This window comes from Peptococcaceae bacterium 1198_IL3148, assembly GCA_036763105.1.
Lineage (GTDB): Bacteria > Bacillota > Desulfotomaculia > Desulfotomaculales > Desulfohalotomaculaceae > JBAIYS01.
Map to the genome: position 1 here is coordinate 1 of JBAIYS010000004.1, position 15,632 is coordinate 15,632.

General features: G+C 38.9%; 15 protein-coding genes and 1 pseudogene. 13 read left to right on the forward strand and 3 right to left on the reverse strand.

What is annotated here, in order from left to right:
- Nucleotides 1-170: 170 nt before the first annotated feature.
- On the reverse strand, nt 171-1,034 hold the full coding sequence (locus V6C27_05180) for an AraC family transcriptional regulator (protein ID MEG6615820.1): 864 nt from the start codon (nt 1,032-1,034) through the stop codon (nt 171-173).
- Between the two features lie 139 nt (nt 1,035-1,173).
- On the opposite strand from V6C27_05180, the gene V6C27_05185 reads away from it, so the two are divergent.
- Entirely contained in the window at nt 1,174-1,398 is a 225-nt protein-coding gene (locus V6C27_05185) for a hypothetical protein (protein ID MEG6615821.1), read from the forward strand.
- Nucleotides 1,399-1,663: 265 nt separating this feature from the next.
- Here the strand turns inward: V6C27_05185 and V6C27_05190 are convergent.
- Nucleotides 1,664-2,077: pseudogene (locus tag V6C27_05190) on the reverse strand (cupin domain-containing protein).
- A 56-nt stretch (nt 2,078-2,133) separates the two neighbouring features.
- On the reverse strand, nt 2,134-3,036 hold the full coding sequence (locus V6C27_05195) for a DUF2935 domain-containing protein (protein MEG6615822.1): 903 nt from the start codon (nt 3,034-3,036) through the stop codon (nt 2,134-2,136).
- A 173-nt stretch (nt 3,037-3,209) separates the two neighbouring features.
- Between V6C27_05195 and V6C27_05200 the strand changes: the two genes are divergently transcribed.
- From V6C27_05200 to cas2, 12 genes are all read left to right on the forward strand, one after another.
- Nucleotides 3,210-3,971 carry a sulfite exporter TauE/SafE family protein gene (locus tag V6C27_05200; protein ID MEG6615823.1) on the forward strand — a complete coding sequence of 254 codons (762 nt, stop codon included), beginning with the start codon at nt 3,210-3,212 and terminating at the stop codon, nt 3,969-3,971.
- A gap of 43 nt (nt 3,972-4,014) precedes the next feature.
- Complete coding sequence (gene tsaA / locus V6C27_05205) at nt 4,015-4,686, forward strand: tRNA (N6-threonylcarbamoyladenosine(37)-N6)-methyltransferase TrmO (GenBank protein MEG6615824.1); 672 nt, start codon at nt 4,015-4,017, stop codon at nt 4,684-4,686.
- 275 nt (nt 4,687-4,961) lie between these two features.
- On the forward strand, nt 4,962-5,354 hold the full coding sequence (locus V6C27_05210; protein MEG6615825.1) for a desulfoferrodoxin family protein: 393 nt from the start codon (nt 4,962-4,964) through the stop codon (nt 5,352-5,354).
- A gap of 204 nt (nt 5,355-5,558) precedes the next feature.
- Nucleotides 5,559-6,317, forward strand: coding sequence for a DUF3298 and DUF4163 domain-containing protein (locus V6C27_05215; protein ID MEG6615826.1), 759 nt, complete (start codon nt 5,559-5,561; stop codon nt 6,315-6,317).
- A gap of 63 nt (nt 6,318-6,380) precedes the next feature.
- Entirely contained in the window at nt 6,381-7,553 is a 1,173-nt protein-coding gene (locus tag V6C27_05220; protein MEG6615827.1) for a TraB/GumN family protein, read from the forward strand.
- A gap of 234 nt (nt 7,554-7,787) precedes the next feature.
- Nucleotides 7,788-9,995: a CRISPR-associated helicase Cas3' gene (cas3, locus tag V6C27_05225; protein ID MEG6615828.1), complete on the forward strand. Its 2,208-nt coding sequence runs from the start codon at nt 7,788-7,790 to the stop codon at nt 9,993-9,995.
- A gap of 17 nt (nt 9,996-10,012) precedes the next feature.
- The gene (cas5c, locus tag V6C27_05230; protein ID MEG6615829.1) at nt 10,013-10,750 is read left to right on the forward strand and encodes a type I-C CRISPR-associated protein Cas5c; all 738 of its coding nucleotides are present in this window, start codon (nt 10,013-10,015) and stop codon (nt 10,748-10,750) included.
- Nucleotides 10,747-12,489, forward strand: a complete 1,743-nt coding sequence (cas8c, locus tag V6C27_05235; GenBank protein ID MEG6615830.1) for a type I-C CRISPR-associated protein Cas8c/Csd1 — start codon at nt 10,747-10,749, stop codon at nt 12,487-12,489. Before cas5c ends, cas8c begins: the two co-directional genes overlap by 4 nt.
- A 40-nt stretch (nt 12,490-12,529) precedes the next feature.
- A complete protein-coding gene (gene cas7c, locus V6C27_05240; protein MEG6615831.1) occupies nt 12,530-13,438 on the forward strand; it encodes a type I-C CRISPR-associated protein Cas7/Csd2 in 909 nt (302 codons plus the stop codon).
- A 5-nt stretch (nt 13,439-13,443) separates the two neighbouring features.
- The gene (cas4, locus tag V6C27_05245; protein ID MEG6615832.1) at nt 13,444-14,139 is read left to right on the forward strand and encodes a CRISPR-associated protein Cas4; all 696 of its coding nucleotides are present in this window, start codon (nt 13,444-13,446) and stop codon (nt 14,137-14,139) included.
- Nucleotides 14,136-15,167 (forward strand): type I-C CRISPR-associated endonuclease Cas1c, encoded by a 1,032-nt coding sequence (cas1c, locus tag V6C27_05250; GenBank protein ID MEG6615833.1) that lies wholly within the window; start codon nt 14,136-14,138, stop codon nt 15,165-15,167. The genes cas4 and cas1c overlap by 4 nt, the downstream gene beginning before the upstream one ends.
- Nucleotides 15,168-15,177: 10 nt before the next feature.
- Nucleotides 15,178-15,480: a CRISPR-associated endonuclease Cas2 gene (cas2, locus tag V6C27_05255; protein MEG6615834.1), complete on the forward strand. Its 303-nt coding sequence runs from the start codon at nt 15,178-15,180 to the stop codon at nt 15,478-15,480.
- Nucleotides 15,481-15,632 lie beyond the last annotated feature (152 nt).

The window sequence follows — 15,632 nt, forward strand, 5'->3', positions numbered from 1 at the left end:
TTGAATTTCCTCAACTGAGCGGCAGCCTTTCGCCAGTTCCTTCGCTAATGAAGAAGAGTTTCGCATAAAATGATCATCCTCCCTTGTTGGTAAGTTTAACCATTTACACGAAACTCTTTACATTCTCCCACAAGATACCAAAACGGTTATCAGCCCCTGTATTTTAATTATTATTTTTTCCGAACTGGCACCCAAACCTCGCTATAAGCATAATCCTTTTTATGTTCATCCATTTTAGTAAAAGAAAAAGCAGGGGCATTGATTACTTCGTAATTGGAAGAAGGAAGCCATTCCGAATATATCCTTGCCATTGTTTGTTGTAACGTAGAAGGAAATGGTCCTTCATTTGGAAATACTGCCCAAGTATAGGCTGGGACAGGTACTTTGTCTAACCGATCGCTTACTTGATCTTTAGTCGTTAAAACACCTATCAAGTGCGTTAAATCTCCTTCTTCTTTTAAGAAATTAGCATCGGCATCATAAGAAGCATTGACAATCTCATAAGGCGCTATATTTTGCAAAGAATGCATCTCTTCTTTTTGTTCGTCAGTTATGCTTTGGGCAAGCTTTACAATCTCGTTATTAACACCTTCAAATTGCATAGGGACACGTTTACTTACACCAACTAAATTAAAGGCTGGTTTGTCTTCAATTCTAAATTCCATAGGAATTCCTCCCTTAACGGTTATTATAAATGAAAGCTTGGGAAACGATTTGCTGATTCCTTTTTTTATTACATCTGAGGGTAAAAAACCACCCCATTTTTTAAATGCTCGTGTAAAGCCGTCTATGGACTGGTAACCATATTTAAAAGCAACATCCGTTACCTTTTCTCCATTTAATAAATCCTTATTTGCTTCCGACAATTTTCTGTTTTTGATATATTCACTAAGAGTCAACCCTGAAAGATAAAAGAATATCTTTCTAAAGTGATAGTCAGAAACCCCAGCATATTGAGAAATTATTTCAAGGGATAGGTCATCGGTTAAATGATCTTCAATATAGTCAATCACATGATTTAGTTCCTTTAGCATTATTTCACCCCGTTTCACATTTACATAATACCAAAGCTACTTTAACGATGCTCGACTTTTTTAACTTAAAAATATCGAATCGTTGCCTACAAGGTTTGTTTGAAATATTGCCTTAAATTATGAACAAATTCAAGAATGAATGATAAGAATCATTCTCACAGCAGACCGCCCCATAAATGAGTTTAAAGATATCGTTACTTCAATAGTTAAAGAGGGGCAGGGAAAAGGAGAGTTTAAAACCGATATCCCTGTGGAAATAATTGTTGAAATGTTTAAAGGGTCACTTAAAACCGCTATGACAAGTAAAGCGGATATTCCCTTCCTCTTTAAGAGCGATAATTACTTTTACCCCAATAACCTTTGATATTTAGTGAACCTATTTCAAAAGATAATAATAAGGTGTTTATTAAGATCTAACACTTTGCCTAAACAAGAGAAAGGTAGCCTCAGTGAAGGCTACCTTTCTCAGATATATTTTTGCAATACTGTCATTAGTATTCTTCGCCACTTTAAATTGTGCCACTGCCAGTTGCATTTGGTTTATAAATTTTTAATTGAATTCGCTACCATGTCAGTAGAACTCGCGATGGCGTTTATTTTTGTTACCGTTTGTTTAACATGCTTTTTATCTACGGCAGCGATGGCATATGATTTATGGCATCCTCTTTAGTTTCGTGAACAGTGCCCCAGGGATGCTCGGGGGGCGCATAAATAGAGTATAATTTAAGCGGTTTAGAACCAGTATTGATTAGATTATGCCATTTACCAGCGGGTATAAATATTGCGTAGTTATCATATACTCTTCTTTGAAAATCTAAATTATATCTACTATCTCCCATCATAACAAGGCCTTCACCTTGCTCAATGCGTATAAACTGATCAACGTCGGTATGAAGTTCTAAACCGATGTCTTCTCCAACATCGATGCTCATCAAGGTAAGCTGCAGGTATCCCCCTGTCCATAAAGCAGTACGAAAAGTATTATTTTGTAGAGTGGCCTTCTCAATATTAACTACAAAGGGGCGTGCCCCATAATCCCTCAACGGAATATACTGTTGCAAATTTTTTTTGCAGTAGGGACATTTATAGGATATATTGCTCACTCCTTTCTCATTACTCTTAATAGTCTTAAATAATGATTCGCCTCACGCAATACATGGTCTGCCAATAGTGGAGGAATAATGGATTTAATTTCACATTTTAAGATACCTTCTGTGGAGGCTCTTTTAAAATCCCTAATTCTCTTGGTAGAATCTAAACTATTTTGGACAATTTGCCGTTCAGCCGTTTCAATACATTCTTCCACTAACCTTTCAAATCTCTCTGCAAAAGTTTCAGCGGTTTCTTTAAGTTGTTCCTCAGTTGGGTCCAACATTCCATCAATAAATTGGGCATGCTCTGCCATTATATTATTCCAGAAGTTAAGCTCTTCACATAGAGTTGTGTCTGGCAGTTCTCTATCTTGGAGGGATTCTAATAATTCTCGGTAATATTCTGCTTCACGGGTATCGTGCTCTAACATTTCGTGATATAAGGTAATAAATATCTCACAATCTAACGCCAGATCTAATAGTCTGTTTTGAAATGCAATTACTTCTAAAAGCAGATTATATGATCGATCATTTAAAGTACTTACCTCGTTCTCTAGCCATTCTCCATAATCACAATTGGGATTACTTACTAAATCAAGTTCAGCCTTGGTGATACCGATGTTAAGACTTGCTCCTGTTAACCTGGAGTTTACTTGCTCTGCTCTTAAAGTATAAGGCGTAACGATTTCGTTTGATCTAATTGCATCTTCAGATATAACCCCGTTAGCATAGCGTACAGTTTCTTCCAAAAGTTGTTCAAAACTATGTTTTAACACATTAGCTTCCTCAATCAAGTCAGCTTCAACTGGTTGTAAATTGGTTTGTATAAAAAATAAATGTTCCTTCATGATTCTTTGAAAAAAAAGATTTATTTCTAGTGAAACTCTAATAAATTCTTGTCTTGATAACAAAAAAGTTCACTCCTTTCAATACTATTTAATATATAATATTAAGAAAGAGGAAAAATGTACCTACTTTAGCACAACATTTGTTTATGTATGAAATTGCGTATATGAACAGGGTATAATATGGGTGTATTTTATCGGACAAGGTAAATTAATAACTATTATAGGAGAAAACGAAAATGAGATTTTTAATAGGTATTGTAGCAGGTTTCTTTGGTGGACTTGTTGGTATTGGTGGCGGAGTAATCATGATTCCGCTCATGGTTGGTGTTCTTAAAATGAATCAGCACATGGCCCATGGTACCAGCTTGGTGGCAGTGGTTTTCACAGGTATATCCGGGGCGATTACATATTCAATAAATGGTTCTGTTGATTTATTGGCTGCAGTAATTTTGGCGTCTACGGCAATTTTTACTGCCCGTGCCGGGGCCAAATTTGCTAATGCTCTTCCCGAATGGAAGCTTAAAAGGTATTTTGGTGGCTTTTTAATTTTTATGGCGGTGCTGCTACTTATTAAACCTTATTTGCCTCAGGCAGATGAAACTGTCGTTGGCTGGTTAAAGATACTGATCTTTTTATTGGCAGGCGGCTTTACTGGTTTTCTTTCTGGTATGATGGGAGTGGGAGGTGGCACCATAATGGTACCTGCAATGGTGCTGCTTGCAGGTTTTACCCAGTACACAGCCCAAGGATCCTCTCTTCTCGCCATGGTTCCGGTTGGAATAGTTGGAGCCTATACACATTGGAGTTTAGGAAATGTCAGCACTAACATTTTACCTGGCCTGATTTTAGGCATTCTTGTGGGTTCATATCTTGGCGGTTCCTTTGCTCATATGTTACCTGAAGTGGCTTTGCGGGTGATATTTGCAGTTGTACTGGTTAGAACAGGGGTGAAAAATTTGAGAACACCCAAGCCCGAACCCGAAGAGCAAGCTCAATAATTTAACATTAGATTGCCAGTACTTTGATAAGGAGCGTACTTTCATGAAAATCATTGCCCGTATCCGTACAGATTTCCCAACCAAGTTTGGTATTCCTCGTCAAAGTGGCATCATCGAGGCCTTGAAAGCGGTGATCGTGTTTGAGCCGGAATACCGCAATTCTGACGCTCTGCGCGGACTGGAAGAATTCTCGCACATCTGGCTCATCTGGGGATTCTCCGAAGCGAAGCGCGACAAATGGTCTCCGACGGTGCGACCTCCGCGTCTGGGCGGTAACAGGCGGATGGGGGTTTTTGCCACTCGTTCGCCCTTCCGTCCCAATGCCATTGGACTTTCCTCTGTTAAACTGGACTGCATTGAGATGCATCCCGACCTAGGCCCGGTGTTGCACGTTTTGGGAGCAGACCTGATGGATAACACTCCCATCTACGACATTAAGCCTTACCTTCCCTTTACCGACAGTCATCCGGATGCAGTGGGTGGGTTCGCCGACCCGCTCAAGGACTATGGACTGGAGGTGGACTTCCCTGAACAATGGCTCCGGCTTATTCCCGAGGAACAGCATCAAGCACTACTAGGTGTACTGGCTCATGACCCAAGGCCGTCATATCAGAACGACCCTAAGCGCATCTATGGCCTAAGGTTTGGGAAATTCGACATCAGGTTCACGGTGCAGGGCACCGTGCTTTCCGTTTGCGCCGTTGTGCCACTCTAGTATTGGGTTATAAGTAAATCCATTTTATGCTTTATTAATATTACCAGGGTTATATGCCTTGGAAGCAATAATCTTGTTTTACAGGAACAAAAAATTTGATTGTTTAATAATTAATTAATAATTTTATTAATACAGTTAAGGTTTATTCATGGTAATATATAAACTATAATTAAGAAAAATAAAAAAATATCCAGCATAGAAATAAAAATATTTTTAACATAGCATCCTTAGGAATAGCCTGGTGAAGCCAGGAGATGATAAAGGAGGTTTCAGAAATGAAACAAGAAAGACAAAAGTTTTATATTTGCAAGCACTGTGGTAATATTATCGGGCTGATCAACAATGCAGGGGTCCCTTTAATTTGTTGTGGGGAAGAAATGACCGAGCTGGTGGCTAACACAACCGATGCTGCAGCTGAAAAGCATGTACCTGTTATTACCGTTGAAGGAAATAAAGTAACTATCGACATTGGTTCAGCACCCCATCCAATGACAGAGCAACACAATATCAGTTGGGTATATATTCAGACTGAAAAAGGTGGCCAACGTAAAACACTTATGGCAAATGATGAGCCCACAGTTGAGTTTGCCCTTACAGATGATGATAAATTGGAAATTGCCTTTGCTTACTGCAATCTTCATGGACTTTGGAAAGCGGATTTAGCATAGGCAGAACTGAAGTCAAAGAGGGTTGCGCCATGAGGAAATTCGTATGCGCTAAGGCGCATCGAAAGCCGACTTAAACGATTGAAAAAGGTGATAATTTATTTCCTAAGGATATAAATTATCACCTTTTATTTTCTTTTGCAAAAAAGGGATAACCCTGTAAGTACCGAAAAGAATACTAGGAGATTTTAATAAAAGGGTGATTACATGAGAAAAATAGCGATGATAGTGTTATTAGCAGTTTTAATAACCACTGCTGGTTGTGGTGCTAAAGCAGGAGAAAATGTACAAAATGTAACCTCGGAAGAGGTAATAACGCAAAAGCAGCATCAAGTAACTATTGTGGCCAAGGAAGAAAACCTTAAGAACGAGTTTATCGAAGTGAAACTAAGAATACCACAAATTAGCGATATGCAAAATGAAGCCGCCCAAAAGCAGCTTAATAACCAATTTAACTCGGTGTACCAACTGAGGGATTCCATGCAAAAGGAAGCAGAACAAACTGCCGAAGATCTAAAACAAAGTGGTTTTCCCTTTAGGCCCTATGAATTGATTGCCGATTATGATATTTCTTATAATCAGCAAGGTATTTTAAGCTTGACCACAACTGTGTACACATATACCGGTGGTGCCCATGGTGGAACGGCCAAAACAACTTATAACGTGGACATAAATTCCGGAGAGCAAATTTCCCTCAAATCTATGTTTAAAGAGGGGGTTAATTATAAAGACTTAATTAACCAAGAAATTAGTAATCAAATTGCCAAAGAACCTGAAATTTATTTTTCTGGTGATATGGGCTTTAAAACCATTGCCGATGATCAAAATTTCTATATAACGGAAGGTAAAATTGTTGTCTATTTTTCACAGTATGAAATTGCACCCTATGCATCGGGAATTCCCGAATTCGAGCTGCAACTAAGTCAGTTTAAAGACAGCTTAAAACCTGAATATCAGGCGATTTAACCAAAGTGGCAAGGAATTAATTTTTAATAAAGATAGTTCAGTCAATGTAAAGGAAGGTAATAGATGTTCGCAGAAAATGAAAACATTACAAGAATAGCCCTAGATGATAAAGAATTTATACTAATTGGTACTGCCCATGTATCAAAGCGTAGTGCTGAATTGGTAAAGGAAGTTATTGAATATGAAAAGCCAGATTCTGTTTGCATAGAATTGGACGAACAACGCTATAAGACAGTAACCGAAGGAAACAAGTGGCAAGATACAGATATTTTTAAGATTATTAAAGAAAAAAAGGCCACGCTGCTATTAATTAATCTTGTGATGTCTTCATTTCAAAAGCGGATAGCAAAACAATTCGGTATTAATGCTGGACAAGAAATGATTCAGGGGATTAATTCAGCCAAAGAAATTGGTGCTAACTTGGTACTGGCCGACAGAAATATTCAAATAACCTTTGCTCGTATTTGGCATAGTGTAGGTTTTTGGGGAAAAGTAAAGCTCATGGTAGAAATCATTTTTAGTATTTTTAACGATGAAAGCATTACCGAAGAGGAATTGGAGAAACTGAAATCCCAAGATATGCTTAACTCAATACTTAATGATTTTACAAAATCCTTTCCTAAATTAAAGACCCCTTTAGTTGATGAGCGGGACCAATATTTAGCACAAAAGATCAGAGAGGCCCCAGGAAACAAAATTGTTGCTGTTCTGGGAGCGGCCCATGTTCCTGGTATTAAAGAAGAAATTAAAAAGGACCATGATTTAAGCCAGTTATCGCAAGTGCCTGTTAAATCAAATGCAACCAAAATCATTGGCTGGTCAATTCCCATCCTGATTATAGCGCTTATCGCTTACACCTTTATTACCAATCCCACAGTGGGTGCCCAGCAATCAATAAGTTGGGTGTTATGGACTGGTTCGCTGGCAGCCCTCGGCACTGCCATTGCCTTTGGACATCCCCTTGCTATACTTACCGCTTTTTTGGTGGCACCAATAACTACCCTACACCCTTTAATAGCGGCAGGGTGGTTTGCCGGGCTCGCCCAAGCCTATATTCGACGCCCCAGCGTAAGGGATTTTGAAAACCTGGCGGAGGATATTTTTAGTATTAAAGGCTTTTGGAATAACAAGGTGACCAGAATTTTGCTTATCGTTACGTTGGCAAACGTAGGCGGCTCAATAGGCACATTTATTGGTGGCGCCGATGTAATTCGTTTATTTATTGAAAACCTCTAGCAAAAAGCTAACAAGCTCTGGTATATAGAGCTTGTTAGCTTTTTTAATAGTTGTAATATATAGATATTTATAACTAATTAATTACACCGTTTTACAATAAATCTAGAAGGAAAAAGAAAACGCTTATGGAATATGCTATAAAATGAGAAAATTTGTATTATTAATTACTGGCTAAAGAAAATAACTAGAGGAAGGTAGATATAATAAAAAATGTGTAAGGAATTAATTGCACATGTGCGCAAGAAAGATGATGGCAGTTGGGCAACTCCTCATAAATTATCAGATCATTTAGAAAACACAGCTAAATTAGCAGAAATATATGCATCTAAATTCCAATCCGGAGCATGGGGAAAAGCAATTGGTTTAGCTCATGATGCTGGTAAAGGCAGGTTGATGTGGCAAAAATATCTGCAACTAAAAAGTGGCTATGATGAAGAGGCACATCTGGAAGGTAAAAAAGGTAAAGTTCCGCATGCTATACATGGTGCTGAATTAGCAGAGCGTTTGTATGGCAAAGGGATAGGAAGAATAATGAGCTACTGTATTGCTGGTCATCATACAGGACTACCGGATTGGTCCAGTTCAGAAGGGGCAGGACAAGGGTCGCTCCAATTCCAGAAAAGCCAAGTTAAAGATCTGGCAGATATAGATCCAACTATTATTAATAGTATCCGACAAGCAAAACCAACTTCTCCTCCATGGAAATTTGATAGAGGGTTAGATTTAGCTTTATGGATAAGAATGCTATATTCAAGTCTGGTGGATGCAGACTTTTTAGACACCGAACAGTATATGGATAGCGATAAAGCACTTATTAGAGGCGGTTATTGCTCCATGTCGGAACTGCTAGATCGATTTAACATGTTTAGAAAGCGGCTAGATGAGAAATCTGATGATACAAAAGTAAATAAAATCAGAAGGAATATTCAAGCTAAGTGTGTGCAAATGGCCAAAGAGGATCAAGGGGTCTTTTCACTTTCAGTACCAACTGGGGGTGGAAAAACATTATCCAGCCTTGCTTTTGCCCTTGAACATGCCAAAGTGCACCAACTTAAGCGCATTATCTATGTGATACCATACACCAGTATCATTGAACAAAATGCTGATGTTTTTCGTTCGGTGCTGGGAGAAAATCAAGTTGTCGAACACCATGCAAGTATAGATGAGGATGATATTAGCACCAAATTACGATTGGCTGCGGAAAATTGGGATGCCCCAGTAATTGTGACCACTTCTGTACAATTTTTTGAGTCGTTATTCGCAGCAAAACCTAGTCGTTGTCGCAAGTTACATAATATTGTGGGTTCTGTGATTATATTAGATGAAGCCCAATTAGTTCCGATCGAATTCCTAGCACCAATTCTTGAAACAATGCAATTACTAGTTGACCACTATCATGTGACTTTTGTAATTTCTACCGCAACCCAACCTGCATTTAAAGAGCGTGTTGTTGATGGGCAACCATTTAAAGGGTTAAAAAATATCAAAGAGATTATGGGTGATGAAGAAGAAGTTAAATTACTTTATCAATCACTAATTCGTTATCAAGTGCAATTCCCCAAGGATTCCCAAACCATATCAAGTTGGGAGCAAATTTCCGAAGAGTTAATACATTATGAACAAGTACTATGTATTGTTTCTGATCGAAAAAGCTGTCGCGAATTACACAAGTTGATGCCTAAAGGGACATATCATCTATCTGCTCTGATGTGTGGACAGCATCGCAGTGAAATAATCGAAGAAATCAAACAAAGGTTAAAGAGCGGTGAGCCGGTTCGGGTAATTAGCACGCAACTTGTTGAGGCCGGGGTGGATTTGGATTTTCCGGTAGTATATAGGGCCCTTGCTGGTCTAGATTCCATTGCACAAGCCGCGGGCCGTTGTAATAGAGAAGGCAAATTGTCCGAACTGGGCAAAGTAGTCGTTTTTAATCCCCCTAGAAAAGCACCCCAGGGAATTCTTCGTAAAGCTGCAGACACTACCAGTAGCATGGTTTTGTCAAATGATAAGGATCCATTAGGATATGATTATTTTGAGCCATATTTTGCTGAGTTGTATTGGAAGGCTAATTCATTGGATACTTACGAAATTGTTTCTCTGTTAAGTCCCCAAGATGACTGTAGTATTTATTTTCGCACTGCTGCTAAAAAATTTAAGATTATTGATGACACTATGCAAAAAACAATTTTTGTTCGCTACGGAGAAGGAGAAAAGCTTATCGATTTATTACACTCAATGGGACCTGATCGTTGGTTATTAAGAAAATTACAGAGATATACAGTCAACGTTTATAACCATGAATTTAATGAATTAAGGCATCGTGGCGCTATAGAAGAAGTATATCCCCAGATTTTTGCCTTATCATCAAATCTGGATTATTCAGAGGAAGTTGGCCTTATCATTGAAGAAACCGTGTATGATCCAGAGCAATTTATTTTCTAGAAAGGAGTTGTTAAGAAGTGCATAATTGGTGTTTGGAAGTATGGGGTGACTATGCCTGTTTTACTCGTCCAGAGATGAAAGTTGAACGCGTAAGCTATGATGTAATCACTCCATCCGCAGCCAGAGCAATTTTCGAGTCAATTCTATGGAAGCCTGCAATTCGCTGGAATATCACGAAAATAGAAGTGCTTAACCCAATCAAATGGATTTCTGTCCGCAGAAATGAGGTTGGTAAAGTAATGCCTATTCCTACAGCAAAACAAATGACAGGTGCGCTTGGAGCCCCGATGGGCATTTTCATCGAAGATGAACGTCAGCAACGGGCTGGGCTTTTTTTAAGAGATGTCAGGTACCGTATTCACGGGTATTTTGACTTTTTATCACCTCAACAACGAAAGAATAACCGTTCAATGCACCCAGTAGTTTGGGCAGACAAATATGAGAGTAATGATGTTTTAAGGCTAGATGAAACTGAGGCAAAATACGCGGCTATGTTTGAACGGCGAGCAAAAAAGGGTCAATGTTTCCACAGACCCTATTTGGGTTGTCGAGAATTCGCCTGTGATTTTCGGTTAATTAAGAATCCAGATAAAGAACCAGCGAAGACAATCAGTGATACGCGGGACTTAGGATTTATGTTGTATGATATGGATTTTGAACGTGACGAAAGAGAACCAATCCCTTTGTTTTTCCGTGCCCAAATGGATAAAGGGGTTGTGAATACCGACCGAAGGGTGGTGGAGGTGAGAGGATGATCTTACTCGCCTTGAAAGAGTACTATGATCGAAAGGCGGCTGAAGGTTTAATAGCACAGGATGGTTGGATAAAAGGAGGAATAGACTTTCTAATAGAGCTTGACTATGAAGGAACTCCACTAAATGTTATTGATTTACGAGAGCCTGTTGGAAGAAAGAAAATTCCACATCCATTTGATCTACCTAACATTGGTAATCAGGCATTGAAACATTCTAATAGTGGCAAAGACGCTAATTTGCTTTGGGATAATTCAGGATTTGTCTTCGGATTGGGTGATAAAGGAAATATAAGGCTTCAGAGCATGATTGAAGCAATTGACAAATGGATTGGTCAAACAACTGATATAGGTGTTAACGCAGTACGCAATTTTCTTCAAAAAGGTTTAGAGAATAGAGACCATTTTAATCCAGTTCTAAATCATTCTGAATATGGTGAGTTATTTAAAGAGGGCAAAGTAAAAGTTAGTTTTAGAGTGCTTCAAACAGATTATAAAATAATTTTTAATTCTCCAACTGTGGTAAATGCGTTGAAAAAAATGATTAATCAAAATGCACCAGATTCAGTGGTCGGAACATGTCTAGTTACAGGAGAAGAAAAGGTCGCCATTGAAGCGACACATCCGGTTACTAAAGGGGTTTGGGGAGCACAGACTGCGGGGGCATGTATTGTAAGCTTTAATAAAGATGCTTTTAATTCTTATGCCAAAACACAAAGCTACAATGCTCCTATTAGCAAAGTTGTAGCTTCCCAATATGGCAAAGCCCTTAATGCTTTACTTGATTCGTCAAGACAGTGTATACATATCGGCGATGCATCAACGGTTTTCTGGTCAAAGAAAGAGTCTGCTTTTGAATCCGATTTTTCCTTCTTTTTTAAAGAACCAGAAAAAGATAACCCAGACGCGGGAACTGAAAGAATAAAGGCTTTATTTGATTCGGTCAATACAGGATCTTATATGGAAGACGATGGAGATGATCAATTTTATATTCTAGGGCTGGCACCCAATGCTGCACGAATATCTATTCGTTTTTGGCAAGTGGGTACAATATCTGAGTTTGCCTCTCGCATAAGACAGTATTTCGATGACTTTACCATAGTTAAATCACAAAATGAACCAGAATATTACTCGATTTGGCGTATTTTGGTTAATATTGCCACTCAGGACAAAAGTGAAAACATTCCTCCTAATCTTGCTGGTGATTTTATGCGCTCAATCCTGAATGGTACACCCTACCCAACTACATTAATGCAGGCTGTCCTTCGACGTATTCGTAGCGATACTGAAAAAAGAGTAAAGCCTGTTCGTGCAGCCCTGATTAAAGCATATTTAAATCGCTATTATCGGTTTTATCCAAATAAAAATTATAAGGAGGTAAGGATGGAGTTGGATGCAAGTCAAACATCGGTTGGTTATCAATTAGGAAGGTTATTTGCTGCCCTGGAGAAAATACAAGAAGAGGCAAATCCTGGCATAAATGCTACCATTAGAGAACGCTTTTATGGGTCGGCCTGTGCGGCACCGGTAACTGTCTATCCCAATTTACTGCGACTTAAAAATCATCATTTGGCTAAAATTGAAAACAAAGGACGGGTGGTAAATTTTGAGCGTTTATTGGGTGAAATTATGGGTAATCTAAACGGTTTTCCTGCACACCTTAATTTACATGAACAAGGGCTCTTTGCAATTGGGTATTATCATCAGAGACAAGATTTTTTTGCCACAAAAAACAATGACTAGTTAAAAGAATAATAAATAATTAAGAAAGGGTGTAAAACTTATGGGAAATATTGAAAAACGTTATGATTTTATTATTTTGTTTGATGTTAAAGATGGCAACCCTAACGGTGATCCTGATGCAGGAAATTTACCACGGATTGATGCAGAAACTGGGCATGGGCTGATAACCGATGTTTGTTTGAAAAGGAAGGTAAGAAATTATATAGGGCTAAAAATGTCTGAACAACCCCCATATGGAATTTTTGTTAAAGAAAAAGCTATATTAAACAATACTATTGAACAAGCATACATTAGCTTAAACATTAATTTAAACGAACCTCCAACTGACCCGGCAGATGGGAAAAAACGAAATAAAGTTGGCCAGGGTCAAGGCAAAGAAATAGATCGTGCTAAGCAGTTCATGTGTCAGAACTTTTTTGACATAAGAACCTTTGGGGCAGTTTTAACAACAGGCGCAAACGCTGGCCAAGTTCGTGGTCCTGTACAGCTCACCTTTGGGCGCTCAATAGACCCAATTGTTTCGCTTGAGCATAGTATTACACGAATGGCTGTGACCACAGCAACGGAAGCGGAAAAACAAGGCGGTGATAATCGAACAATGGGTCGAAAATTTACTGTCCCTTACGGACTTTATCGCGCCCATGGTTTTGTTTCTGCACCACTGGCCAATCAGACTGGCTTTTCTGAAAATGATCTAGAACTCTTATGGGAAGCGTTGGAAAATATGTTTGAACATGATCGTTCAGCTGCTCGTGGACTTATGGGAACAAGAAAACTAATAATTTTTGAGCACTCGTCAAAGATGGGAGATATCTCTGTACAGAAACTCTTTGATGCCGTTACAGTTAATCGAATAGATGCAAATAAACCAGCTAGAGATTTTAGTGACTACATTGTATCAATAGACAAAGAAGAGATTCCCCCAAGCGTAAAGTTAATTGAGAGATAAAATATATGGAGAAACGTCACTTAGAAGAAGACTATCTTCTTCTTTCTGGAATCCAACATATGGCATTTTGCGAGCGGCAATGGGCACTTATTCATATTGAACAAGCCTGGGCAGAAAATGCCCGCACAATGGAAGGAAAGTACCTCCATGAGCGGGCCGATAATCCCTTTGAAAATGAAACTCGTAAAGACGTCAGGGTGGTTAGGGCGATGCCAGTGGTAAGCAAAAAACTTGGTCTTCGTGGTGTAGCAGATATTGTTGAATTTTACAGAACAGGCGATGTATTGGAAGAAGTTACAGTGCGTCTAAAAAATCGAAAAGGTTGGTGGCGTCCGTGCCCTGTGGAATACAAACGGGGACGCCCTAAACGGGACGATCGTGATGCGGTACAACTTTGCGCCCAAGCGATGGCATTGGAGGAAATGTTGGGGGTGAAGATTGAATTTGGGTTTCTATATTACGCTCAAACAAAACGTAGGGTAGAAATAGCCATTAACCAACAATTACGCACACGTGTTGAAGAACTTTCAAGCAAGATGCATCAGATGTTCGCAGACGGGAAGACACCTAAAGCCCAAAAAGGTAAACATTGTTCTCTATGTTCATTAAAAGAAATATGTCAACCCAGTCTCACCATTCGTCATCGTTCAGTTAAGGAGTATTTGGCTCAAATGGTTGATTTGGAGGTGAAGGATTATTGAGAAAACTTCTAAACACCCTTTATGTAACCATGCCAAATGCGTACTTAGCTCGTGACGGAGAAAATGTGTTAATTAAAATTGACAATGAGATTAGGTTTCGTATTCCAGTGCATAATTTGGAGGGGATAGTTTGTTTTGGTTTTGCTGGAGCAAGTCCCGGGCTGATGCATTTATGTTGTGAAAGGGGCGTGACACTTTCTTTCTTAACAGAGTACGGGAAATTCAAAGGGCGTGTAACCGGTAAAGTATCTGGCAATATTCTTTTGAGAAAAAATCAGTATCGCTGGACGGAAAATGAGATCATTACGCTTAGAATGGCAACCCGCTTTATTTCAGCTAAAATTATGAACAGCAGAGCAGTATTGCATCGTGCAGTGCGGGACCACCCCCAAGTTGTCGATACAACGCTACTTACCGATACGATGAAGAATTTAGCTAGTTTGGCAAAGCAATTACAAAAAGTAAAAGATCTACATACTCTAAGAGGGGTGGAGGGACAAGCTGCATACTTGTATTTTTCTGCTTTTAACCAGCTAATACTTAGCCAGAAAGAAGACTTCAGTATGAGTGAAAGAAATCGCCGTCCACCATTAGATCGAATAAATTGTTTGTTATCCTTTTTGTATACTTTGCTAACCCACGAGGTTGTGGCTGCACTTGAAAGTATTGGTCTTGACCCGCAGGCAGGTTTTTTACATCGGGATAGGCCTGGAAGACCAAGCCTTGCACTCGATGTAATGGAAGAATTAAGGCCCCATTTTGCAGATAGGCTTGCAGCGACACTTATAAACCGTAATCAAATTAACGCCAATGGATTTGTCGTTAAAGAAAATGGTGCAGTTATAATGGATGAAAAAACAAGAAAGGAAGTGCTTGTAGCCTGGCAAAAACGCAAGCAAGAAGAGATAATTCACCCTTTTTTAGAAGAAAAAGTTCCATTGGGGCTTGTACCTTACATTCAGGCTATGCTATTAGCCAGACATGTTAGGGGAGATATTGAAGACTACCCGCCGTTTTTCTGGAAATGAGGTGTTTGTTATGATGGTACTGATAACTTACGATGTTAATGTAACCACTGCCGCAGGTAAGAAACGTTTGCGCCAAGTTGCTAAACAATGTCAAAATTTTGGGCAAAGGGTACAAAATTCAGTATTTGAATGCCTAGTTGATCCAACACAATTTACCGATCTTAAACATCGTTTAGAAAGCATAGTAAATCCAGAAACCGATAGCTTGCGTTATTATTTTCTTGGGTCTAGTTGGAAAAGACGTGTTGAGCATTATGGAAATAAAGAAATTTATGATCCTGAAGGCATCCTTATAATTGATGCGAACCCATAGCTCTCATTAATTACCGTGTGCTTTCGCACTGCTGATATAATAAAGGGTAGCTGTGTTTTTGGTTCTACAATTCTAATAAAAAAGACATACCTAAAATAGTTTCGCAAAAGCAGTGCCTATAAAGCCTTTGTTAACAACGTTTTTTACTTTGA